A 22920-nucleotide genomic window follows, 5' to 3' on the forward strand; every position below is an offset into this window, starting at 1 on the left:
CGGGAACCATGTTTTCCGTGCCGGTTGTGTGCGCCCGACGGAGGTTTTTCGATGCGTGTTTCGCGTGGGTTGAGTTTGCTGTCACCGGTCTTGCTGGCCGCCACCATGCTGGCGGGCTGCGCGACGAATGGCGGCGCCCGACCCGAACTGCCGCCGGCCGCCTTTGTCGCCAGCAAGGAGCAACCGGGCGAGGAATATGTCATCGGCCCGCTCGATTCGCTCCAGATCTTCGTGTGGCGCAACCCGGAACTGTCGGCCAAGGTTCAGGTGCGCCCCGACGGCCGCATCACGACGCCACTCGTCAACGACATGCCGGCGGTTGGCAAGACCCCGGCGATGCTCGCCGACGACATGAAGCTGGCGCTCGCCGAATATATCCAGGACCCGATCGTCAGCGTCATCGTCGACAGTTTCTCGGGAACGTATAGCCAGCAGGTCCGCATCGTCGGTGCGACCGAAAAGCCGGCCGCGCTACCCTATCGCGCCAACATGACGCTGCTCGACGCGATGATCGCCGTCGGGGGGCTGAACGAATATGCCGCCGGAAACCGCGCGCGGCTGATCCGCTACGATCGCGCGACCGGCAAGCAGAAGGAATACAAGCTCAGCATCAACCGGCTGCTGAAGAACGGCGATTCGTCCGCCAACGTCAGGCTCGAACCGGGCGATGTGATCATCATCCCCGAGAGCATGTTCTAAAGGGACGATCGCGTGACCGGCCTTTACGAAGAGATCAGGATCGCGGCCCATGCGATCTGGACGCGGCGCTGGCTGGCGCTCGCGATCGCCTGGGGCATCTGCATCCTGGGCTGGCTCGCCGTCAGCCAGATCCCGAGCCGGTATGAAAGCCGGGCGCGCGTCTTCGTTCAGATGCGCTCCATCCTGCCCGCCGGCGCTGACCCTTCGGCGATGGGCGACCAGCAGCGCGACATCGACACCGTGCGCCAGACGCTGACCTCGTCGGTCAACCTGCAGAAGGTCGTGCGCGGCACCGACCTGGCGAAGACGGTCTCGTCCGATCGCGACATCGCGGATCGTGCTGCCGGGCTGCAGAATGCGATCAAGATCACCGCGCAGCAGGACAATCTTTTCGAGATCGTCTCGACCGCAGCGTCGCCGAAGCTCGCCACCAGCATCACCCAAAAGCTGATCGACATCTTCGTCGAAACCAACCTGTCGGACGACCGCCAGCAGAGCAGCCAGACGCTGCAGTTCCTCGACGGCCAGCTCGAAACGCTCGGCGGCAAGCTGCAGGATGCCGAGGCGAAGCGCGCCGATTTTCAGAACCGCTACCTCGGCTCGCTGCCGGGCACCGGATCGGTCAGCGACCGCATCGGCGCGGCGCGCGCTCAGTTGAGCCAGGTGGACGGCGATCTCGCCGCTGCCTCGACCAGCCTCGCTGCGTTGCAGGGGCAACTCGCCGGTACGCCTGCAACGATCGCGGGCGGCGGGGGCGGTGCGCCGGGTGTTGGCCCTGCACGCGCGCGGGTCGCTGCGATCCAGGGCCAGCTCGCCGACGCGCGTGGCCGCGGCTATACCGATAATCATCCGGACGTGGTGGCCCTGAAGGCCCAACTCGCCCAGGCACAGGCCGCTGCGCGCAGCGAACCGGCGGGCGCCGCTGCCGCCGGCGGGGTCCCGAATCCCGCCCATGTGTCGCTGCAATCGATGATGGCGGACCGTCAGGCCAATGTCGCTGCGCTGCGCATCCGTCGCCAGCAATTGCAGGGTGATCTCGACACGCTGAACGCGAAGCTGACCGAGGATCCCGAGGTCGCCGCGCAACAGGGGGAGATCGAGCGCAATTACACGGTGCTCAAGGATCAATACGATCGTCTGCTCGCACAGCGCGAACAGGTGAACCTGCGCAGCCAGGCCCAGACCCAGACAGACGCAGTCAAATTCTCGGTCATCGATCCGCCCACCCAACCGCGCGCTCCGTCCGCGCCCAACCGGGTGCTGTTGCTGACGGGCGTGCTGATCGCCGGCATCTTTGGCGGCATCGGCGGCGCGTTCGCCATGTCCCGGGTGCAGGCGACGTTCCCGACGGCGCAGCGGCTGGAGAAGGCGTCAGGCATGCCGGTGATCGGGTCGATCGGCGAAATGCTGACGCGTCGGCAGGCCGAACTGCGGCGCAAGCGCCTGAAGCTGTTTGCTGGCGGCGTCGGCGCGCTGGGTGTCAGCTACGTGGCGCTGCTTGGCGTCGAAATGCTCCAGCGGGGATTAGCGGCATGACCAACGCCAGAAAGCGCGAAGAGTCGCTGATCGAGCGTGCAGCGCAGGTCTATGACTTTGGCGCTCACCTCCGCCGCCGCGACGTGGTGCCGGCGTCGGAGCCGGAGGCGCCAGCGCAGGATCCGGTCGCCACCCGGTTGCTCGCCGACGATCCTGTTGCTTTGCCCCCCGCTGCGGACGACCCGGTCGACGCTACCGTGCCAGAGGCGGCGCCGCATGATCAACCGTCGGCTGACGACGAGCCGCTCGACCTCACCTTTGACCTTCTCGCTGCTGCGCCGCCTGCGCCGGAGGGGGCCGAGGCGCTGTCACCGATGGCCGCCGCAACGCTGATGGCCATTCCGCCCGAGCTTCGCGCTGGGGCCGAGGAAGAAGATGCGCCGATCCTCTACGACGACGGTATCGCGCGGATCGATCGGGCAATGCTGGCGGAGAAGGGCATGCTCGTCCCGGGCGCACCGATCGGCGCGCTGGCCGAGGAGTTCCGGCTGGTAAAGCGGCAGCTGCTGCTCAACGCCCGCGCCATCGCGAAAGGGCCATTGGGCGAGCGGTCCCGCACGATCCTGGTGGGGTCCGGCAAGCCTGGTGACGGCAAGACCTTCTGCGCGATCAATCTCGCGATCAGCCTCGCCGCCGAGCGCGATGTCGAGGTGCTGCTCGTCGACAGCGACTTCGCGAAGCCCGACATCATGGCCTCGCTCGGGCTCGATGATTCAACCGGCTTGCTCGACATCCTGGCGGACGAAACGCTCGATCCCGAGGCGTTTGTCGTCCGCACCGACGTGCCGCAACTGTCGCTGTTGCCCGCCGGCAAGCGCAGCCATTCCGATACGGAACTGCTCGCCAGCGCGCGGACCGGCGACGTGATCGATCAGCTGCTGGCCAACGATCCTCGCCGCATCATCGTATTCGATACGCCGCCGGCGCTCGCCGCGTCGCCAGCCTCCGTCCTCGCCCTGCTGGTCGGCCAGGTGATGCTGGTCGTTCGTGCCGACCGGACCACGGAAGCGGATGTGCGCGAGGCCGTCGCGCTGCTCGACGGTTGTGAACAGATCAGTCTGGTGCTGAATTCGCGGTCCTATGAGCCGGGCGGCGGCCGCTTTGGCAGCTATTATGGTCATCAGGGGTAACCCGGTGGGCGTGCGGCATCACTTGGCCGGCGGCGTGGCTCTGGCGGCGCTGGTGGCGTCCGGCGGAGCCGAGGCGCGTACCCGCTATGTGCAGCCTTATGTTGAGCTTTCGCAGGTCGTTGCAGCGGATCTCACCAACGATGAAGTGCTGACCTATTCTCAGGTTGCGGTCGGGGTCGATGCCGGCGTCTCGGGCCGGAATGTCGAGGGGCAGGTCAGCTACCGCTACGAACGGCGGATCCAGTGGAACGATCGCTACGCCGACGATAGCGTGCACACCGGCCTCGCCCGTGCCTCGGCGCGGGTCGCCCCGGGCTTTTCCATCGAGGGCGGTGCCATCGCGACGCGGGCGCGCAGCGACATTCGCGGTGCGGCGCCAGGCACATTTGTCGGGCCGGCCGACAATCTGACCCAGGTCTATTCGCTCTACGCCGGTCCCAGCGTCACGACGCAGGCCGGGCCAGTGCGGATCGCAGCATCCGCCTTTGCCGGCTACACGAAGGTGGAAGCGCCGCGTGCGACTGGGGTCGCACCAGGGCAGCAGCGGCTCGATTACTACGATGATTCGCGCAACGTCGTGGCGCAGGCGTCGGCCGGCGTTGCGGCGGGCACCGTATTGCCCGTCGGCGTGACGGTCAGTGGCGCGTATGAACGCGAGGAGGCGGGCCAGCTCGACCAGACATACGAGGGGTATTTCGCGCGGGGCGACGTGACGGTGCCGGTCAGTCGCACCGTCGCGCTCCGGGCGGGCGCGGGCTACGAAAAGATCGAAACGACCCAGCGCGACGCGCTGCTCGACGCGAGCGGCAATCCGGTGATCGATCGCAACGGACGCTTCGTGACTGATCCGGGCTCACCAGCGCGGATCGCCTACAACACCGACGGCCTCATCTACGATGCCGGGGTGATCTGGCGGCCCAGCCCCCGGCTCGAGCTTCAGGCCAACGCTGGATACCGCTATGGCGGCGACACTTATTTCGGCTCGCTCAACTGGAACATCGCGCGCGACAGCGGGCTCCAGATCGTGCTGTACGATGGCATCGGTACGTTCGGGCGACAGCTGCGCAACGGCCTGCGCGATCTGCCCACCGCCTTTCAGGGCTCGGCCAACCCGTTCGGCCAGCAGTTCAACGGCTGTGTCTTCGGCGGCAACCCCGGCGGAGGCGCCGGCGGCGGGGCAGGGGCATGTCTCAACGACGTCTTCCAGTCGATCTCCACCGCCAGCTATCGCGCGCGGGGCATCGACGGCGTGATCTCCACCCGTCGTGGCCGAACCGCTTATGGCTTTGGCGCGGGCTACGCCAACCGCCGGCTCAACGTGCCGCAGCTTGCGGAGGGGACCGTCGCCTACGGGATCACCGACGAAAGCTATTATGCGCAGCTTTTCTGGTCACGCGCGCTCAGCCGCGTGTCGCAGGTCGATGCCAATCTGTTCGCCAATTATTATGAAAGCGGGCTGCCGGGCGCGGATGGCGTGTTCAACCTGGGCGCCACGGGCACCTACAGCCACCAGTTCGGCCGGATCGGCACGGTGGCGTCGCTGGGCGTTTACACCTTCGACCAGGAACGCTTCGATAGCCAATGGTCGGCACAGGCGCTGCTCGGCGCGCGTTATACCTTCTGAGGAAGCTTGGTATGTACGAGGATCATTTCGGCCTGACCGAACGCCCGTTCCAGCTGACGCCGGACCCGCGTTACTGGTTCGATTCGGCCACGCACAAGAAGGCGATGGCCTATCTCGGCTATGGCCTTGCGCAGGGTGAGGGCTTCATCGTCATCACGGGCGACATCGGCGCCGGCAAGACGACGCTGGTGGGCCACGTGACCGAACAGATTGATCCGGCGAACCTTTCGGTCATTACCATCGTGTCGACCGCGATCGAGGCGGACGATCTGTTGCGGGTGGTGGCGAGCGGGCTTGATATCGATCCCGTAGGCCGAACCAAGGCCGAGCTGCTGACGCTGATCGAACGCGGGCTTCACGCAGTCGCGCGGACTGGCCGGCGCACGTTGCTGATCGTCGACGAGGCGCAGGCGCTTCCTGTGTCGGCGCTCGAAGAGCTTCGCATGCTGTCCAACTTCCAGGCCGGCAACCGCGCGCTGCTGCAGATATTCCTTCTGGGTCAGCCCGAGTTCCGCGAGCGGCTGAACGGATCCGACCGGCTGGAGCAACTGCGCCAGCGCGTGATCGCCATCCATCATCTCGACCCGATGGAGCCAGAGGAAGTCGCCGATTACGTCGCCCACCGGCTACGCATTGCGGGGTGGAAGGGCACACCCGATTTCGCCGACAACGTGTTCCAGGTTTTGCACCGTGCGACCGGCGGCGTACCGCGGCGGTTGAACCAGTTGATGGGCCGTGTCCTGCTGCACGCAGCGATCACCGACGCGACGGTGATCGATGCGGCGCTGGTCAACACCGTGCGCGCCGACGCCGCCAAGGACCTGCCGAGCGCTGCACGGGTGACGCCGGCGGTGCGCGCCGTGCCCGACCCGATCCGGTCCGCGCCGTTGGAGGCAGTGTCTCCTAGCGCCGACACCGACGCCGAGCTGCGGCAGCGCATTGCCGCGCTGGAGTCGCGGGTGGAGGAGCAGGATGCCGCCCTGCGCCGCATCCTCACGCTGCTGGTCGACTGGGTGGAAAGCGACACGCCCGCCCCGCGCGGCAGCCTGGAGGCAGTACGCGGCGCGGCTGCATGACATGACCATCGTCAACGGAATGTCGGTCGACGTGGAGGAATGGTTCCAGGTCGGCGCCTTCGAACGCACCATCGACAAGAACGACTGGGATCGCCTCGAAAGCCGGGTCGTCGCGAACACCGGCACCGTCCTCGACCTGTTCGGCGAGGCAGGGGTGACGGCCACATTCTTCACGCTCGGCTGGGTGGCGCATCGTCACCCGGCATTGATCCGGCGGATCGTTGCCGAAGGGCATGAGGTCGCTAGCCACGGCTGGGATCATCAGCGGGTTTTCACCATGACCGCGGACCAGTTCCGTGCCGATCTGCAGCGGGCACGGATCGCGCTGGAGGATGCCGGCGGCGTCGCCGTGACGGGCTATCGCGCGCCCAGCTTCTCCATCGACACGCGCACGCCATGGGCGCATCCCGTGCTGGCGGAGGACGGCTATGCCTATTCCTCCAGCGTGGCCCCTGTGGCGCATGACCATTATGGCTGGCGGGAGAGCCCACGTTTTCCGTGGCGACCCCTCGCCGACGCATCGTTGATCGAGCTGCCGGTTTCCACTGCCGAGCTGGCGCGCCGGCGCATGGCCGTTGGGGGTGGCTTCTTCCGCCTGCTGCCGGCCGCGTTGACCGACACGGCGGTACGCCAGGCCAACCAGGCCGGCCATGCGGGCATGTTCTACTTCCATCCCTGGGAAGTCGATCCGGCCCAGCCGCGCGTCGCTGGAGCCCCGCTTCGCTCCAGGCTGCGGCACTACAGCCGGCTCGGCGCCATGGCCGGCAAGTTGCGCCGCCTGCTCGGACGCCATCGCTGGGGCCGTGTCGACGCCGTGGCCGTGCAGGAACGGCGCTGGTGAGCGGCGCGCTGGGTGCCGTCGCGGACCGGGTCCTCGTTCGCGATGCCGTCGGCGAGGATGAGCGTATAGATGCCTTCGTGCGCGCGCACCCGAGTGCCACCCCCTTTCATCTGACCGGCTGGACGAAAGCGGTGGAGGTGGGTTGCGGGCAGCGTGGCCGTTTCCTGATCGCCGAACGCGACGGAGTAATTATCGGCCTGCTGCCGCTGACCGAGATGCGGTCCCCCCTCTTCGGCAAGGCGCTGGTATCGGCTGGCTTCGCCGTCGGCGGGGGCGTGCTGGGCGAAGGCACCCGGCCGCTCGCCGCCGCCGCCCGCGCGCTTGGCTGTCCCTCCGTGGAGTTGCGCGGCGGTCCGGTGCCGGACGGCTGGTCGAGCGACAGCAGCAGCTATCTCGGCTTTGCGCGACCGCTCGCGGCGGATGACGACGCCGAACTGCTCGCCATCCCCCGCAAGCAGCGCGCCGAGGTGCGCAAGTCGCTCACCAGCGATCTTGAGGTGGTCACCGGCGGCGCTGAACTCGCTGGCGAACATTACCGGGTATACGCCGAATCGGTTCGCAACCTGGGCACGCCTGTGTTTCCCCGCCGCCTCTTTACCGAGGCGCTGGCGCGTCTCGACAGTGACATTCTGACGGTGCGCTGGCAGGGGCGCGCCGTGGCGAGCGTCCTCAGCCTGTATTTCAACGGCGTGGCTTATCCCTTTTGGGGCGGCGGCACCGTGGCGGCGCGTGCGCTGCGCGCCAATGACCGGATGTATTTCGCGCTGATGGCGCATGCCCGCGCGCGTGGCTGCACGCATTTCGACTTTGGCCGCTCCAAGACGGGGACCGGGCCCGCGGCGTTCAAGAAGAACTGGGGGTTCGAGGGCGTGCCGCTGACCTACGCGCGATGGTCGGACGGCCCCGCGCGAGAGGTTAATCCCCTCAACCCGAAATATGCCCTGATGGTGCGCGGGTGGAAGAAACTGCCGCTTCCGCTGGCGACACTTGTCGGTCCCTGGATCAGCCGCGGGCTCGGCTAGGGTGGAGATCCTGTTCCTGGCGCATCGTGCGCCGTTCCCGCCTGACCGCGGCGATCGCATCCGCAGCTTCAACATCCTGTCGTATCTGGCAGCGCGGGCGCGGGTGCATCTGGTCGCCTTTGTCGAGGAGGACGGAGCCATTGCGCCAGAGCACCGAGCGCGGGTCGACGAATGCATCCTGGTGCGCCGGACCAAGCCGCAGGTGCGTGCCGCGGCCGAGGCACTCGCCACCGGTCGCCCAGTGTCGCTGACTGCCTTCGCCGACTGCCGGATCAAGACCGCGGTGAACGATCTGCTCGCCCGCCGGTCGATCGACGCGATCTACGCCTTTTCGGGGCAGATGGCGCAATATCTGCCGGGGCAGTTCCCGCGCGTCATCATGGATTTCGTCGATCTCGATTCCGCGAAGTTCGCCGCCTACGCCGCCGATGCACACGGACCGATGCGGTGGATGATGCAGCGCGAGGCACGGCTGCTCCACGCGTTCGAGCGGCAGGTTGCGGGTCGCGTTACCGCCAGCCTGTTCGTCAGCGAACCCGAGGCCGCGCTTCTTCCCGGAAGCCTGGCTGTCGAAAACGGCATCGACACGCTCCGCTACGATCCGGCGCTGGTCACGCCGGTGCCCGCAGACCATCCGTTGATCGTCTTCACGGGCCAGATGGACTATCGCCCCAATGTGGACGCCGTTGCCTGGTTTGCCGAGCGGGTCATGCCGCTGCTCCCCGATGCGCATTTCGCGATTGTCGGTCGTGCGCCCACGCCCCGGGTTCGCGCATTGGCTGGCCCCCGCGTCACGGTGACGGGGGAGGTCGCCGACGTTCGCTCCTGGCTGGCCGCTGCGGACGTCGTCGTTGCACCGCTGCATCTCGCGCGCGGGATCCAGAACAAGGTGCTGGAGGCAATGGCGATGGCTCGTCCGGTGGTTGCCAGCCCTGCCGCGGCGGAGGGCATCGATCATGCCGGCACCCTTCGTGTCGCGGTGCAGCCGGAGGATTATGCGGCCACGATCCGGGAACTACTCGCCGGCCCTGAGCAGGCCGACCAACTCGGCACAGCTGCGCGGCGGCAGGTGATCGGCCGCTACGGCTGGGATGCCCGGCTGAAGCCGCTCGACACGCTTCTCGGTCTGGGGCCGGCATGAGGCTCGCGCTCTCTCGCCCCGCTGCCCCGGCAGCCGCAGCGTGGAGGGTGCATCTCTCGTTGCTTGTGCTGGCGTCGGCGGCGATCCTCCTGCTGTTCCGTCGCGACGTTGTCGACCTGCTGACGCTGTGGTGGACCAGTACGACCTACGGCCACTGCCTGTTCATCCTGCCAGTGGTCGGGTGGCTCGTTTGGACGCGGCGGCGGGAACTTGCCGCGCTGCGCCCCGCCGCCTGGTGGCCCGGCCTCGCGCTGGTGGCGGCTGGCGGGGCGGGATGGCTGATGGGGGAGGCCGCCGGGGTTGCGGCTGCGCGTCATTTCGGCGTTCTGATCACGCTTGAGGGTGCCGTCGTCACCATTCTGGGGCCGCATGTCGGCCGCGCGCTCCTCTTTCCTCTCGCTTACGCTTTTTTCGCGATCCCCTTCGGCGAATGGCTTGAGCCGCCGCTGCAACAGGTGACGGTGCGGATCGTCATGCCGCTCCTGCATCTGGCCGGTGTGCCGGCCGCGGCGGACGGCGTCCTGATCCATGCAGGCCCCTATTATTTTGAAGTGGCAGAGGCATGTTCCGGGTCGAAGTTCGTGCTGTCGATGCTCGCCTTCGCCGCGCTGGTGGCGAACACTTGCTTCCGGTCGCGCCGCCGCCGGGCTATATTCCTTGCGGTGTCGCTGGTGCTGCCGGTGCTCGCCAACGGGGTGCGTGCGTTCGGCACGATCTACGCTGCGCAACTCGTCGGGCTCCAGGCCGCCACCGGATTTGACCACATCGTGTACGGCTGGCTGTTCTTCGCGCTTGTCATGGCCGTCGTCATGGCGGTCGGCTGGCGGTGGTTCGACCGAGCGCCCGATGATCCCGCTTTTGATCCTGCCACGCTTCCAGCGCCTTCGACCAGGGTCATTACCGCGCCGGTCGCCGCCCTTCTAGTGATCGCCACCACCGCGATCTTCCCGGCATGGGCCGGCGGACTTGGCGCGCGAACGCAACCGTTGCCGAGGGGGATCGACCTGCCGGAGGTGCCGGGCTGGACGCGCGCGCCGCTGAGCACCCGGGCGTCGTGGCAACCCTTCTATCCCTCTGCCGATCATCAGGTGATCGGCCGCTACGTCGATGCTCAGGGGCGCGCCGTCGACGTGGCGATCGCGGTGTTCGGCCACCAGGAAGAGGGCAAGGAGATCATCTCCTATGGCACCGGCGTCCTGCGCGAAGGGGATCGCTGGGTCCGTATCGCAAACCCGCCGCCAATAGACGGTGGTTCGGCCATGCGGATCACCGCGGCGGCAAGCGATGGGAAGCCGGTGGAGCGTCTCGTAGTCACATGGTACCGGGTCGGCGGAATCGTGACCAGCCAGCCCGCCATCGTCAAACTCGCCACACTGCACGCCCGTCTGCTCGGTGGTGAGCCGGGGGCGGTCGCGCTTCACCTGTCCGCGGTGAAGGCGCCCGATGTCGATCCGGCTGCCGACGTGGCACGTTTCCGCGCGGCACTTGGCCCGCTCGACGAAGTAACCGCTGCGGTGATGCGCTGATGTGCGGCCTCGCCGGCCTCTATTATCCCGAGACGCCCAAGCCGGTCGATCCCGCGCGCATCCGCACGATGATCGACGCCATGGCCGCGCGCGGGCCCGACGGGGAGGGAGTATGGACCGCGCCGGGCGTCGGCTTTGGTCATCGGCGATTGTCGATCATCGACGTCGAAGGCTCGCGGCAGCCGATGCACGATCCTTCGGGCGCGCTGTCGGTCCTCTTCAACGGCTGCATCTACAATTATCGCGAATTGCGCGCGGAGCTTGGCGCGAAGGGGTGGGCGTTCCAGACCGCGGGCGACACCGAAGTGCTGCTGGCGGCATGGTCCGCCTGGGGTCCGGCGATGCTCGACCGGCTCGACGGGATGTTCGCCTTCGTGCTGCACGACTCGAGATCGCAGCGTCTGTTCATGGCGCGCGACCGGCTGGGCGTGAAGCCGCTTCACTATGCCCGCCTTGCTGATGGCGCGCTGGCCTTCTCCTCCGAGCTGAAGGGGTTGCTGGCGCACCCGCTGCTGCGCCGCGTCGCAGACGTGCGCGCGGTCGAGGACTTCATGGCCTTTGGCTATGTGCCGGATGACGCCTGCATCATCGCCGGGGTGAGTAAGCTTTCGGCCGGCCACTACCTGTTGGTGGAGCGCGGCAAGCCTGTCCCCGCACCCATTCAATGGTGGGACGTATCCTTTGCCGATCGGCGGCGCGGCTCGGTGCGCGCGCTGGAAGAGGAACTGGTCGACCATCTGCGCACCGCGGTGCGGTCGCGCCTCGTCGCGGATGTACCATTGGGTGCGTTCCTGTCGGGCGGGGTGGACAGTTCGGCGGTGGTTGCCCTGATGGCGGAGGCGACCCCACAGGCGGTGCGCACCTGTACGATCGGCTTTGACGAGGCAGGCCATGACGAGCGTGGCTATGCTGCGCTGGTCGCGGATCGCTTTCGCACCGATCATAGCGAGCGGGTGGTCCGGTCCGACGATTTCGGTCTGATCGACCGCATCGTCGCCGCCTTTGATGAACCCTTCGCTGACGCTTCCGCGCTCGCCACCTATCAGGTCTGTGCCTTGGCGCGGGAGAAGGTGACCGTGGCGCTGTCGGGTGATGGCGCAGACGAGATATTCGCCGGATACCGTCGCTATCGTTTCCAGGCGGCGGAGGAACGCGTGCGCGCGATCCTTCCCGCTGAGTGGCGCCGCCGCGTCTTTGGAGCGGTAGGCGCCGCTTATCCGAAGGCGGATTGGGCGCCGCGGCCGCTGCGCGCGAAGACGACGTTGCTGTCGCTCGCGATGGACGGCGGGGAGGGATATGCACGCGCCGTCGGCGTGACCGATCCAGCGCTGCGACGCCGGCTGTTCACCGATGCCGCGCGTCGGGCGCTCGGCGGGCATCGGGCGGAGGATCGCTACGTCGCCGCCATGGCTGCGGCCCCCGCTCGCGACGCGATCGACCGGGCGCAATATGCCGACATCAAGATCTGGCTGCCGGGGGATATCCTGGCCAAGACGGATCGCACCAGCATGGCCGTCAGCCTGGAGGCGCGCGAACCATTGCTCGATCACCGGCTGGTCTCCTTCGCCGCGTCGCTCCCCGCCTCGCTTCGTCTGCGGCGGGGCGAGGGCAAGTGGCTGATGAAGAAGGCGATGGAGCGCTATCTGCCCAAGCAGGTGCTGTACCGGCCCAAGATGGGCTTCGTGACGCCGGTCAGCGCCTGGTTCCGTGGGCCGCTCGCCGGGGAAGCCGCGGCTCTCGCACGGTCGCGCACCCTCGCGGATACCGGCTGGTTCGATCTTGCCGCGCTGGCGGATCTCGCCGAAGCGCATCGCTCCGGCCGGGCCGAGCATGGACGGACCTTGTGGCAGTTCGTGATGCTGGAACGAAGCCTGCGGCGGCTGTTCGGCTAATCAGCATTACTGGCGCGCGCGGGCCTGCCACGCCTGATATTGCTCCACTGCGGGCGAGCGGCGCAGCACCCGCGCCATCGGGTCGATCACGACGTGCTGACCAGCGGGAACGGTCAAGGTGCCCCTGCCACCCGCCATCGCGACCCGTTCGACGCGATCGCCGATCTTCACCTCGATCGGCATGGGGAAGCGACTGCCTTCGCGCCAGTCCAGCCGCAACGTGTCACCGTCACGCCGTACGGTCAGGTCGGGCAGTTCGGCGCGTCGAAGATAGGCATCGAAGAACCAGCCGAGATCCTGGCCGCTTTCCTCCTTTACGATCGCCTCGAACTCCCGCGTGGAGCCGAAACGCGGCCGAAAGTTGCCGGGTGCAGGATCTTTACGGCCGTAGACCAGCCGGCGTACCGCACGATAAAAGGCGTCGTCGCCGATCAGGCCTCGCAGCGTGTGCAGTGTCAGCGCGCCCTTATAGTAGATGTCGGTCCCCGCGCCCCCGAGGGACGGCTCATACACCTCCTCCTCGCTCAGCAACTTGTCCCGGACAATCGGCGCGCGATTGGTGATCCGGTTGCGCTGTGTCTCCAGCATGGTGAGGTAACGCGCGTCGCCCTCGCGCCAGAGACCGTATAATGGCTGCATATATTGGGCAAAGCCCTCATGCAGCCAATAATCATCCCAGTTCCCCGCCGTTACTTGGTTGCCGAACCATTCATGCGCGAATTCATGGTGAAACAGCCAGTCGAAGCCTTCCGGTGCCTTGGCGTAATTGTTGCCATAGGCGTTGATGGTCTGGTGCTCCATGCCCATGTGCGGCGTTTCGACGACGCCGACCTTTTCATCGGCAAAAGGGTAGGGGCCGATGACTTGTTCGAAGAAGTCGAGGGTCGGCGCAAATTCGGCGAACAACGCCTTCGCCTGTTCGGTCTTTCCGGGCAAGTACCAGTAATACAGCGGGATTTCGTTGCCGTAGCGGCTGCGGTACGTGCCGGTGAGTTCCTCGAACGGTCCCACGGCGAGCGCGATGGCATAGGTATTCGGCTGCCGGGCGCGCCAGTTCCAGCGCGTCCGCCCGTCGCTGAGCGTATCGACGCCGATCAACCGCCCGTTCGACGGCGCCTTCAGCCCCGGTGGTACGGTGATGTGGAGATCGACCAGCGCCGGCTCGCCCGAAGGGAAGTCGAGGCATGGCCATAATTGGTCGCAGCCATAGCCCTGCGTGGTGGTGGCGACCCAGGGGCGACCATCGGGCGTGCTGCTCCAGACGATACCGTCATCCCAGGGGGCGTTCAGCGCGACGTGCGGCGTGCCGCCATAGGTGATCCGCGCCTGCACCTTCTCGCCGGCGGCCAACGGTTTCGGCAGCGCAATGACCAGCTGCCCCTCGGGATTGCTCCACGCCCGTTTCGACAGGGGCGATCCGTCGATCGCGATCGATGATACGGGAAGATTGCGATCCAGATCGATCACCAGCCGTGCCAATGGCGCGCGCGCGGTGAAGGTCAGGAGCGCATCGCCCCGGATGCGGCGCTGCCGCGGCACGACTTCGAACGACAGGTCGGCGTGGTCAAAGCGGACCGCAGTCTGCTCGGCCGGCCTCGGTCCGCCGGACATTCGGGTTTGGGCGGTCAGTGGTGGCTGGCCCTTGTCCGGCAGCGAGGATGCCGCCGCGATCAGCAGAAGAAGCGAGATCATGCAGAATAAGAATGCTGCAGCACGTTATCGGCTCCGCAAGCGACATGCGGCGATTGATGGACAAGCGCGCCACCCCATATACACTGCAAATCGCCGCCTGTTCGAAGCGGCGCCGGAGTTTGCATGACCCAGACCTACCCTCTTCTGCCCCTGCGCGACATTGTCGTTTTCCCGCACATGATCGTGCCGCTGTTCGTCGGTCGCGACAAGTCGGTCGCTGCGCTTGAGGCAGCGATGGCCGCGGACAAGGAGATTTTCCTCGTCGCGCAGCTTGATCCGGCCGAGGATGATCCCAAGGCGGACGACCTCTATGATGTTGGCGTCACCGCGACGGTGCTTCAGCTGCTGAAGCTGCCTGATGGCACGGTGCGCGTGCTCGTCGAGGGCAAGCAGCGCGGCCGGCTCGGCGGTCTCGTCGACGCTGGCAGCTATGTGACGACCGAAGTGACTCCGATCGAGGAGGTTGAGGCCGAGGGCACCGAGGTGTCGGCGCTGATGCGGTCCGTGATCGACCAGTTCGAGAATTACGCCAAGCTCAACCGCAAGCTGCCCGCGGAAACCGCCTCGCAGCTGGGCGAGATCGAAGACGCCTCGCGCCTCGCCGATGCGGTGGCTGGCAACATCTCGATCAAGGTTGCGGACAAGCAGTCGCTGCTGATCGAGTCCGATCCTGCCCGCCGGCTGGAGATGGTCTATGCCTTCATGGAAGGCGAGCTCGGCGTCTTGCAGGTCGAGAAGAAGATCAAAAGCCGCGTCAAGCGCCAGATGGAGAAGACGCAGCGCGAATATTACCTCATTGAGCAGCTGAAGGCGATCCAGCGCGAGCTCGGCAACGAGGGCGAGGAAGGCGAAGGCGACGAGATCGGCGAGCTGACGCAGAAGATCGCGACGCTGAAGCTTTCCAAGGAAGCGCGCACCAAGGCCACGGCCGAGCTGAAGAAGCTGAAGACCATGGCGCCCATGAGCGCCGAGGCGACCGTCGTGCGCAACTATCTCGACGTGCTGCTCGGCCTGCCGTGGGGCAAGAAGTCGAAGCTGAAGAAGGACATCGCCGCGGCGCAGGCGATCCTCGACGAGGATCATTATGCGCTGGAGAAGGTGAAGGACCGGATCGTCGAATATCTCGCGGTCCAGGCGCGCACCAACAAGCTGAAGGGGCCGATCCTGTGCCTCGTCGGCCCGCCGGGCGTGGGCAAGACGAGCCTCGGCAAGTCGATCGCCAAGGCGACCGGCCGCGAGTTCATCCGCCAGTCGCTGGGCGGCGTGCGCGACGAGGCCGAGATCCGTGGCCATCGCCGGACGTACATCGGCTCGCTGCCGGGCAAGATCGTGACGAACCTGCGCAAGGCAGGGGCGGCGAACCCCTTGTTCCTGCTCGACGAGATCGACAAGCTCGGCCAGGATTTCCGCGGCGATCCCGCCTCGGCGCTGCTCGAGGTGCTGGATCCGGAGCAGAACAGCAAGTTCAATGATCACTATCTGGAGATCGATATCGATCTTTCGGACGTGATGTTCGTCTGCACGGCGAACACGCTGAACCTGCCGCAGCCGCTGCTCGATCGCATGGAGATCATCCGCCTCGAAGGCTACACCGAGGACGAGAAGGTGGAGATCGCCGAGCGTCACCTGATCGCCAAGCAGATCGAGGCCCATGGCCTGAAGGACGGCGAGTTCACGCTGACCCAGGAGGGCCTGCGCGCGCTGATCCAACGCTATACTCGTGAGGCCGGCGTGCGCACGCTGGAGCGCGAGATCGCCAAGCTCGCCCGCAAGGCGCTGCGCCAGATCCTTGAGGGCAAGGCGACCAGCGTCACCATCACGCCGGAGAACCTCCACGAGTTCGCGGGTGTGCAGAAGTATCGCCATGGCCTGTCCGAGGAGGAGAACCAGATCGGCGCCGTGACCGGCCTCGCCTGGACCGAGGTGGGCGGCGAACTGCTGACGATCGAAAGCGTGACGGTGCCCGGCAAGGGCGCGATCAAGCTGACCGGCAAGCTGGGCGATGTGATGAAGGAATCGGCGGAGACGGCGATGAGCTTCATCAAGGCGCGCGCGCCGTCCTACGGGATCAAGCCGAGCCTGTTCCACCGCAAGGACGTGCACGTCCACTTGCCGGAAGGCGCGGTGCCGAAGGACGGCCCGTCGGCCGGTATCGGCCTCGTCACCTGCATCGTTTCCACGTTGACCGGCGTGCCGGTGAAGAAGGAAGTGGCGATGACCGGCGAGGTCACGCTGCGCGGCCGCGTGCTGCCGATCGGCGGCCTGAAGGAGAAGCTGCTCGCGGCGTTGCGCGGCGGTATCACCACGGTGCTGATCCCGCAGGAGAATGAGAAGGACCTCGCGGACATCCCGCAGAACATCAAGGACGGCCTGAAGATCGTACCGGTGACGCATGTCGACGAGGTGCTTCGCCTCGCACTGACCGAGCCGCTGGAAGCGATCGACTGGACTGACGCGGACGAGCTGGCGGCGCAGCCGCCGGCCCCGATCGCGCCGGCCGGGGGGGAGCTTCACCACTAAGTTCCTTTAAGGCAGCGAAAACGGGACACGGCGGTTCATCGCGACCGCCGTGGTTTCGTTTGACACTGAACGGGCCAGCCGTCTTACTGGAACGAGCGGCCTCGCGCGGGCCGAATCCGTATTTTTTCGAATATCCGCAAAGCCAAACGGGGGTCGGTGCATGAATAAGCAGGAGTTGATCGCGACGGTTGCGACCGCGTCGGGACTCGCCAAGGGCGATGCCACGCGCGCGGTCGAGGCCGTGTTCGACACGATTACTGCGCAGCTCAAGAAGGGCGATGAAGTGCGCCTGGTCGGCTTCGGCACCTTTGCGGTGACGAAGCGCAAGGCGTCGACGGGTCGCAATCCGCGGACTGGCGAACCGATGACGATCAAGGCGTCGAGCCAGCCGAAGTTCAAGGCGGGCAAGGTGCTGAAGGATTCGTTGAACTAATTTGATGATGGCGGGCTGGACAGGCGGCGCGATGCCTCCTAAAGGCCCGCTTCCGGTTTCGAGCTGAAAGGCTCTCCGGGCGCGTAGCTCAGCGGTAGAGCACACCCTTCACACGGGTGGGGTCACAGGTTCAATCCCTGTCGCGCCCACCATATACAAAGCCCCGCAGGTCGATCGACCGGCGGGGCTTCCTGTATCACGGGGCCTGAGCTTCGTGCCTCAAGCCATTGTGGTGGCGCGATTTGTCACGCGGCCCGGCGGGAGAGGAGCGGCGATGCGCCTGCTCCCCCCCAGACGGGCCAGATCCTCGCCGCGATCAGTCTTTCCAGCACCAGTAGAGCTGCGCCGGCGGCACGTTCCACCATTCCATGTCATGGTCGATGCGGGCGAAGTGCGGGGACAGGAAGTCGCGCACCTTGGGGCTGAACTGATAGACGAGGAAGGCGCCGCCGGGGCGGATGACGCGGTGCGTCGCCTCCGCGATCGCCGGGCCGATCCCGGCCGGCAGCGTCGAGAAGGGGAGCCCAGACAGGACAAAGTCGGCCTGTTCGTGGCCATTTTCGGCCACGATCGCCTCAACGTCGGCCGCAGACCCGTGGACGGCCACGAAGCGGGAATCGACGATCGTGTGATCGAGATAGCGAACGAAATCCGCATTGGTGTCGATCGCAATCAGCGTCGCGTCCGGCGCCATCCGCTCCAGGATCGGGCGGCAGAAGGTGCCGACGCCCGGACCATATTCGACGAACACCTTGCAATTCGCCCAGTCGACCGGCGCCAGCATCTTGTCGATCAGCTTGGCGGAGGACGGGATTACCGAACCCACCATCACCGGATGCTTCAGGAAGCCGGAGAAGAACATCTGCCACGGCTTCGGCACGCCGGCCTTGCTGGTTCGGGCGCGGCGCACCGCACTGGTTGAGCTGGGCATGGAGGAAAAGTAACTCCCCGGAAAAGTCGTCAATTGTGCCGAACGCGGCACGGCCTAGACAGTTGCCATAGCGGGGTTGCGCGGCGCTCCCAAGCGCCTAATCGAGCGTCATGGTAGAGGAACGGGGGCACAAGCAGAGCGCCATCCCCAGGCGCCCGAGGATTCGACGCGCGTTCGACCGCCGGTTTGCGCTGATGTTCATGGTGATGCTCACCATCGCAGCGGGCAATACGGCACTGCAATCGGTACTCCCCGCATTGGGCCGCTCGCTGGGCGTGGCGGACAGCGCGGTCGCGGCGGCATTTTCGGTATCGGCGCTGCTGTGGGTGATCGCGGCACCGTTCTGGGCCAATCGATCGGACCGTTATGGCCGGCGACTGATGATCCTGTTGGGGATGGGCGGATTCTGCGTGAGCCTCGCGACCTGCGGGCTATTCCTGGCCGCGGGGATCAACGGGTGGATCAGCGGATCGGCGGCATTCCTGCTCTTCATCATGGCGCGCCTGATCTACGGCACGTTCGGATCGGCCGCGCCGCCCGCGGTGCAGGCGATCGTGGCGGGCGAGACGACGCGGGAAGAGCGCACGCGCGCGCTGACGCTGATCGCCAGCGCCTTTGGCCTCGGCACGATCCTCGGCCCAGCGATCGCGCCCTATCTGCTGCTGGGGCATATCGGGGAGATCGAGATCGGGCTGGCCGGGCCGGCGTTCGTGTTCACCCTGTTCGGCATTGCGATGTTCCTGACCGTGCGCACGATGCTGCCGGAGGATCGCGCCACGCCGCTGGGCGGCCACGGCGGGACGACCGGGTATCCGTCGATCGGCGGGCAGGGCACGGGGGCCAGCGTGCGCGGCGCAACGGCGCCCAAGGGCGGCATCAAGGTCAGCTATTTCGATCGGCGGATTCGTGGCTGGATGATCGCCGGGCTGGTGATGGGCCATGCGCAGGCGATGACGGGCCAGGCGATCGGATTCCTGGTGATCGATCGGCTGAACCTGCCGCCCTCGCAGGCGCTGGAGCCGACCGGTATCGTGCTGATGATGGGTGCCGGCACCGCACTGCTGGCGCAATGGGGCATTATCCCGACGCTGAACCTCGCGCCGCGCGCGCTGGTGCTTGTCGGCCTCGTCTTTGCTGCGGCGGGGACGGTGATGACCGGCTTTGCCACGTCGCTGTACGGCATCGCCACCGGCTATGCGCTCGCCAGCCTTGGCTTCGGCTTCACGCGGCCGGGCTTCACCGCGGGCTCGAGCCTTGCCGTCGGGCCCGCCGCACAAGGATCGGTCGCGGGCAAGGTGACGAGCGTCAATGGCGCCAGTTTCGTGCTGGGGCCATCAATCGGCGTCGGCCTGTACGGCCTTTGGCATTCGCTGCCGTATCTAATCGCGGCGGTCGGCTGCGTCGCGCTGTTCGCTTATTGCTGGTTCGCGCTGCAGGAGCCCGATGAGCAGGAAGTCGCGGCATTCGACGACCCGGTGATCTAAACGCGATTGCCGTCAAGGCGGCGAGCGAATAGACGCGCGCGCCATGACCGACTCCTCCATCAAGCGCGTCGTGCTCGCCTATTCCGGCGGCCTCGACACCAGCGTCATCCTGAAGTGGCTGCAGCAGACCTATAACTGCGAAGTCGTGACCTTTACCGCCGACCTCGGCCAGGGCGAGGAGCTGGAACCAGCGCGCCGCAAGGCGGAGCTGGCCGGCGTGAAGCCCGAGCATATCTTCATCGACGACCTGCGCGAGGAGTTCGTCAAGGATTACGTGTTCCCGATGATGCGCGCCAACGCGACGTACGAGGGACTGTACCTGCTGGGCACCTCCATCGCCCGGCCGCTGATCGCCAAGCGCCAGATCGAGATCGCCAAGATGGTCGGCGCCGATGCCGTGAGCCATGGCGCGACCGGCAAGGGCAACGACCAGGTCCGTTTCGAGCTGGGCTATTATGCCCTTGCACCCGACATCAAGGTGATCGCGCCGTGGCGTGAATGGGATCTCACCAGCCGCAGCCGCCTGATCGAGTTCGCCGAGCAGAACCAGATCATGGTCGCCAAGGACAAGCGCGGCGAAGCGCCGTTCTCCACCGACGCGAACCTGCTGCACACCTCGTCCGAGGGCAAGGTGCTGGAGGATCCATGGGAGGAAGTGCCCGATTACGTCTATTCGCGCACGGTGAACCCGGAGGACGCGCCCGACGCGCCGGAATATATCACGGTCGATTTCGAGCGTGGTGACGGCGTGGCGCTGAACGGCGAGGCATGTTCGCCCGCGACGCTGCTGACCAAGCTGAACGAGCTTGGCCGCAAGCATGGCATCGGCCGGCTCGACCTGGTCGAGAACCGCTTCGTCGGCATGAAGAGCCGCGGCATGTACGAGACGCCGGGCGGCACCATCTATCACCTGGCGCATCGCGGCATCGAGCAGTTGACGCTGGATCGCGGCGCGGCGCACCTGAAGGACGAGCTGGCGATCCGTTACGCCGAGCTGGTGTACAACGGCTTCTGGTTCGCGCCGGAGCGCGAGATGCTGCAGGCGGCGATCGATTATAGCCAGGAGAAGGTGTCCGGCACGGTGCGGCTGAAGCTGTACAAGGGCAGCGTCAACGTGGTCGGCCGCAAGTCGCCCAACTCGCTCTACAGCGAGAAGGTGGTGACGTTCGAGGACGACCAGGGCGCCTATGACCAGCGCGACGCGGAAGGCTTCATCAAGCTGAACGCGCTGCGCCTGCGCCTGCTCGGCCGTCGCGACCGCCTGTAATCGGCCTATCGCACGCCGGGGGAGGATTCCTGCCATCTCCGGCGTGCCGGCCACTGCGGACAACGCGTATGATCGTTGTCGATCAGGAACGATCCTGCCGCCATCGACGTTCTTTCCGCGCCTGGGGCGGCTCAAGGCCCCGAGTCTGAGGGAGATTGCGATGAAGGGTGCAACATTTGGCGCATTGCTGCTGGGGGCCACCGTGCTCACCGCCTGCGCCGAAAACCGCCAGGACGTGGTCGCTCCGGCGCCGCCGCTTGGCCCGGGTGCACTGGCCGGAACGGTCGCAGCTGATCGCAACGGCGATGGCCTCGTCGATGGCTATTACACGCCGGACGGCGTCTATGTAGCGTTCCAGGCGCCGCCGTGCCCGCCGCCGCCGCCGCCCCCGCCGCCGCCCACCCCGCGCGGCGAACGAGGCTGAGCTTGTCGGCCGGCGAGGGCGCGCCGGCGCGGCGCGCGAGCCGGCTGGCGCTTATCCTGTCATTGCTCCTGCCGGTGGCGGCGCTTCCCAGCGTCGCCGCCGCGCAGGACGATGTTCCGGTCGGCGAGTCGACCAACGCGGTTGCCCAGGCAATTCGGGGCCAGGTCGGCGGCCGGCTGAAGGATTTCTATCGCGCGCGCGGCTATTGGCCGCTGTGGATCGTCGATGACCGGCCCGGCCCGCAGGCCGAAGCACTGGTCGGCGTGATCGAAAGCGTGCGCGTCGATGGCCTCAACCCCGATCGCTATTCGCCGGACCGGTTGCGCCGGTTGATCGATGAGGGGCAGGACGGCAATCCGCGCGCGCTCGCCTATCTTGAGGTGGCATTGAGCGGCGCGCTCGGCAATCTGGTCCGCGACATGCGCGAGCCGACGATCGAGATCGAATATCTCGAGGAATCGCTGAAGCCGAAGCGCCTGCGCCCGGAAGAGGTGCTGCGGCGCGCGGCGCTGGCCAAGTCGATGACCGATTATGTGCGCAACATGGGCTGGATGAGCCCGCTGTACGTGCAGCTGCGCGCGGCATTGCCGACGACGGCGCCGGACGATGACCGTGATGTGCCTGGAAGCGACGTCACCGTGCCCGGCGGGCCGTTGCTGAAGCCAGGCATGACCGGCGAGCGCGTGATGCTGCTGCGGCAGCGACTGGGGCTGGCGGATGGCGGCACTTACGATGCGGAGCTGAGGGCCAGCGTGCGCCGCTTCCAGGCGTCGCGCGGCTTGCCGGTCGATGGCATTGCGGGCGCACAGACGATCGCCGCGTTGAACGGCGAGGGCGGGGCGAGCGAGGACCCTATCGCGCAATTGCGGCTGAACCTGGAGCGCGCACGGCTGCTGCCCGATGCCTATACCCGGCATATCGTGGTCGACGCGGCCGCCGCGCGCCTGTGGTATTACGGTGGCGGGGCGGAGCAGGGCACGATGCGCGTCGTTGCCGGCACGCCCGAGACGCAGACGCCGATGATGGCGGGGCTGGTGCGTTACGCGACGCTCAACCCTTATTGGAATGTCCCGGTCGACCTCGTGCGCAAGCGGATCGCCCCCAAGGTGCTGGCGGGTACCTCGCTGGAGCGGCAGGGCTATGAGGCGCTGTCGGACTGGACGCATGACGCCACCGTCATTCCCTCCGCCTCGATCGACTGGCAGGGGGTGGCAGACGGCACGGTCGAGCCGCGCGTTCGCGAGCTGCCCGGGCGGGGCAATTCGATGGGGTCGGTCAAGTTCATGTTCCCCAACGATCACGGCATCTACCTGCACGATACGCCGCAGAAGAATTTGTTCGCCAAGGCGGACCGGCATTTCTCCAACGGTTGCGTCCGGCTGGAGGATGCGCCGCGGCTGGGCCGGTGGCTGTTCGATCGCCCGCTGAAGCCCGACAGCTCGCAGCCCGAGCAGCATGTGCCGGTGCCCGAGCCGGTCCCGGTGTATCTGATGTATTTCACGGCCAGTCCCTCCGAGACGGGACGCGGCGTGAAATATGTCGTCGATGTCTATGATCGCGATTCGCCCGCCCTGCAGCATCTCGCCAGCCGGTGATCTGGTGCGCCGCGCGGGCGGCGCATTAACCACGCCTCAATCATCGTCCTTCATTGCCGATGCTGCATTGCTATGGGGCAGCATCAG

At 66.7% G+C, this 22920-nt stretch carries 18 protein-coding genes and 1 tRNA gene; 17 read left to right on the top strand and 2 right to left on the bottom strand.

What is annotated here, in order from left to right; all coding sequences use genetic code 11:
- Window positions 1–51: 51 nt before the first annotated feature.
- From ACH0BU_RS04605 to ACH0BU_RS04650, 10 genes are read left to right on the top strand one after another with little or no spacing between them, the layout of a single operon-like run.
- Window positions 52–699, top strand: coding sequence for an XrtA/PEP-CTERM system exopolysaccharide export protein (locus ACH0BU_RS04605; RefSeq protein WP_046411593.1), 648 nt, complete (start codon window positions 52–54; stop codon window positions 697–699).
- A 12-nt stretch (window positions 700–711) separates the two neighbouring features.
- The gene (locus tag ACH0BU_RS04610; RefSeq protein ID WP_136452186.1) at window positions 712–2235 is read left to right on the top strand and encodes an XrtA system polysaccharide chain length determinant; all 1524 of its coding nucleotides are present in this window, start codon (window positions 712–714) and stop codon (window positions 2233–2235) included.
- Window positions 2232–3365: an AAA family ATPase gene (locus ACH0BU_RS04615; RefSeq protein WP_125946111.1), complete on the top strand. Its 1134-nt coding sequence runs from the start codon at window positions 2232–2234 to the stop codon at window positions 3363–3365. The genes ACH0BU_RS04610 and ACH0BU_RS04615 overlap by 4 nt, the downstream gene beginning before the upstream one ends.
- A complete protein-coding gene (locus ACH0BU_RS04620) occupies window positions 3349–4989 on the top strand; it encodes a hypothetical protein (protein ID WP_500263829.1) in 1641 nt (546 codons plus the stop codon). Before ACH0BU_RS04615 ends, ACH0BU_RS04620 begins: the two co-directional genes overlap by 17 nt.
- 11 nt (window positions 4990–5000) lie before the next feature.
- A complete protein-coding gene (locus ACH0BU_RS04625; RefSeq protein WP_046411587.1) occupies window positions 5001–6065 on the top strand; it encodes an AAA family ATPase in 1065 nt (354 codons plus the stop codon).
- Between the two features lies 1 nt (window position 6066).
- Complete coding sequence (locus tag ACH0BU_RS04630; protein WP_296220468.1) at window positions 6067–6906, top strand: XrtA system polysaccharide deacetylase; 840 nt, start codon at window positions 6067–6069, stop codon at window positions 6904–6906.
- Window positions 6903–7928 carry a FemAB family XrtA/PEP-CTERM system-associated protein gene (locus ACH0BU_RS04635; RefSeq protein ID WP_500263830.1) on the top strand — a complete coding sequence of 342 codons (1026 nt, stop codon included), beginning with the start codon at window positions 6903–6905 and terminating at the stop codon, window positions 7926–7928. Before ACH0BU_RS04630 ends, ACH0BU_RS04635 begins: the two co-directional genes overlap by 4 nt.
- Before the next feature lies 1 nt (window position 7929).
- Window positions 7930–9069: a TIGR03087 family PEP-CTERM/XrtA system glycosyltransferase gene (locus ACH0BU_RS04640; RefSeq protein WP_136452183.1), complete on the top strand. Its 1140-nt coding sequence runs from the start codon at window positions 7930–7932 to the stop codon at window positions 9067–9069.
- Window positions 9066–10595 (top strand): exosortase A, encoded by a 1530-nt coding sequence (gene xrtA / locus ACH0BU_RS04645; protein WP_296220464.1) that lies wholly within the window; start codon window positions 9066–9068, stop codon window positions 10593–10595. Before ACH0BU_RS04640 ends, xrtA begins: the two co-directional genes overlap by 4 nt.
- Window positions 10595–12487 (top strand): XrtA/PEP-CTERM system amidotransferase, encoded by a 1893-nt coding sequence (locus ACH0BU_RS04650; protein WP_314470013.1) that lies wholly within the window; start codon window positions 10595–10597, stop codon window positions 12485–12487. The genes xrtA and ACH0BU_RS04650 overlap by 1 nt, the downstream gene beginning before the upstream one ends.
- A gap of 6 nt (window positions 12488–12493) precedes the next feature.
- On the opposite strand, the gene ACH0BU_RS04655 is transcribed toward ACH0BU_RS04650, so the two are convergent.
- The gene (locus ACH0BU_RS04655) at window positions 12494–14179 is read right to left on the bottom strand and encodes a M1 family metallopeptidase (protein WP_296220460.1); all 1686 of its coding nucleotides are present in this window, start codon (window positions 14177–14179) and stop codon (window positions 12494–12496) included.
- 123 nt (window positions 14180–14302) lie between these two features.
- Here ACH0BU_RS04655 and lon point away from each other — a divergent pair, with 123 nt between their 5' ends.
- From lon to ACH0BU_RS04670, 3 genes are all read left to right on the top strand, one after another.
- Complete coding sequence (gene lon, locus ACH0BU_RS04660) at window positions 14303–16699, top strand: endopeptidase La (protein WP_500263831.1); 2397 nt, start codon at window positions 14303–14305, stop codon at window positions 16697–16699.
- A 160-nt stretch (window positions 16700–16859) separates the two neighbouring features.
- Window positions 16860–17132 (top strand): HU family DNA-binding protein, encoded by a 273-nt coding sequence (locus tag ACH0BU_RS04665; protein WP_046411576.1) that lies wholly within the window; start codon window positions 16860–16862, stop codon window positions 17130–17132.
- Window positions 17133–17209: 77 nt separating this feature from the next.
- Window positions 17210–17284 (top strand) — tRNA-Val (locus tag ACH0BU_RS04670).
- A gap of 164 nt (window positions 17285–17448) precedes the next feature.
- On the opposite strand, the gene ACH0BU_RS04675 is transcribed toward ACH0BU_RS04670, so the two are convergent.
- Window positions 17449–18063 carry a class I SAM-dependent methyltransferase gene (locus tag ACH0BU_RS04675; protein ID WP_125946104.1) on the bottom strand — a complete coding sequence of 205 codons (615 nt, stop codon included), beginning with the start codon at window positions 18061–18063 and terminating at the stop codon, window positions 17449–17451.
- Window positions 18064–18263: 200 nt separating this feature from the next.
- On the opposite strand from ACH0BU_RS04675, the gene ACH0BU_RS04680 reads away from it, so the two are divergent.
- The 4 genes from ACH0BU_RS04680 (at window position 18264) to ACH0BU_RS04695 (ending at window position 22833) form a co-directional block, all read left to right on the top strand.
- Window positions 18264–19547 carry an MFS transporter gene (locus ACH0BU_RS04680; RefSeq protein WP_432431018.1) on the top strand — a complete coding sequence of 428 codons (1284 nt, stop codon included), beginning with the start codon at window positions 18264–18266 and terminating at the stop codon, window positions 19545–19547.
- A gap of 43 nt (window positions 19548–19590) precedes the next feature.
- Window positions 19591–20814, top strand: a complete 1224-nt coding sequence (locus tag ACH0BU_RS04685) for an argininosuccinate synthase (protein WP_046411570.1) — start codon at window positions 19591–19593, stop codon at window positions 20812–20814.
- A 160-nt stretch (window positions 20815–20974) separates the two neighbouring features.
- Window positions 20975–21238: a hypothetical protein gene (locus ACH0BU_RS04690; protein WP_046411568.1), complete on the top strand. Its 264-nt coding sequence runs from the start codon at window positions 20975–20977 to the stop codon at window positions 21236–21238.
- A 2-nt stretch (window positions 21239–21240) separates the two neighbouring features.
- Window positions 21241–22833 carry a L,D-transpeptidase scaffold domain-containing protein gene (locus ACH0BU_RS04695; RefSeq protein ID WP_314470024.1) on the top strand — a complete coding sequence of 531 codons (1593 nt, stop codon included), beginning with the start codon at window positions 21241–21243 and terminating at the stop codon, window positions 22831–22833.
- Window positions 22834–22920 lie beyond the last annotated feature (87 nt).

This window comes from Sphingomonas olei, from assembly GCF_045369765.1.
Classification (GTDB): domain Bacteria; phylum Pseudomonadota; class Alphaproteobacteria; order Sphingomonadales; family Sphingomonadaceae; genus Sphingomonas; species Sphingomonas panaciterrae.

What these genes read in the sequence shown, in the direction of transcription:
- ACH0BU_RS04605 (WP_046411593.1), top strand. Translation starts at nt 52, where the DNA reads ATGCGTGTTTCGCGTGGGTTGAGTTTGCTGTCACCGGTCTTGCTGGCC.
- ACH0BU_RS04615 (WP_125946111.1), top strand. Translation starts at nt 2,232, where the DNA reads ATGACCAACGCCAGAAAGCGCGAAGAGTCGCTGATCGAGCGTGCAGCG.
- ACH0BU_RS04620 (WP_500263829.1), top strand. Translation starts at nt 3,349, where the DNA reads ATGGTCATCAGGGGTAACCCGGTGGGCGTGCGGCATCACTTGGCCGGC.
- ACH0BU_RS04625 (WP_046411587.1), top strand. Translation starts at nt 5,001, where the DNA reads ATGTACGAGGATCATTTCGGCCTGACCGAACGCCCGTTCCAGCTGACG.
- ACH0BU_RS04630 (WP_296220468.1), top strand. Translation starts at nt 6,067, where the DNA reads ATGACCATCGTCAACGGAATGTCGGTCGACGTGGAGGAATGGTTCCAG.
- xrtA (WP_296220464.1), top strand. Translation starts at nt 9,066, where the DNA reads ATGAGGCTCGCGCTCTCTCGCCCCGCTGCCCCGGCAGCCGCAGCGTGG.
- ACH0BU_RS04650 (WP_314470013.1), top strand. Translation starts at nt 10,595, where the DNA reads ATGTGCGGCCTCGCCGGCCTCTATTATCCCGAGACGCCCAAGCCGGTC.
- ACH0BU_RS04655 (WP_296220460.1), bottom strand. Translation starts at nt 14,179, where the DNA reads ATGATCTCGCTTCTTCTGCTGATCGCGGCGGCATCCTCGCTGCCGGAC.
- lon (WP_500263831.1), top strand. Translation starts at nt 14,303, where the DNA reads ATGACCCAGACCTACCCTCTTCTGCCCCTGCGCGACATTGTCGTTTTC.
- ACH0BU_RS04665 (WP_046411576.1), top strand. Translation starts at nt 16,860, where the DNA reads ATGAATAAGCAGGAGTTGATCGCGACGGTTGCGACCGCGTCGGGACTC.
- ACH0BU_RS04675 (WP_125946104.1), bottom strand. Translation starts at nt 18,063, where the DNA reads ATGCCCAGCTCAACCAGTGCGGTGCGCCGCGCCCGAACCAGCAAGGCC.
- ACH0BU_RS04680 (WP_432431018.1), top strand. Translation starts at nt 18,264, where the DNA reads ATGGTGATGCTCACCATCGCAGCGGGCAATACGGCACTGCAATCGGTA.
- ACH0BU_RS04685 (WP_046411570.1), top strand. Translation starts at nt 19,591, where the DNA reads ATGACCGACTCCTCCATCAAGCGCGTCGTGCTCGCCTATTCCGGCGGC.
- ACH0BU_RS04690 (WP_046411568.1), top strand. Translation starts at nt 20,975, where the DNA reads ATGAAGGGTGCAACATTTGGCGCATTGCTGCTGGGGGCCACCGTGCTC.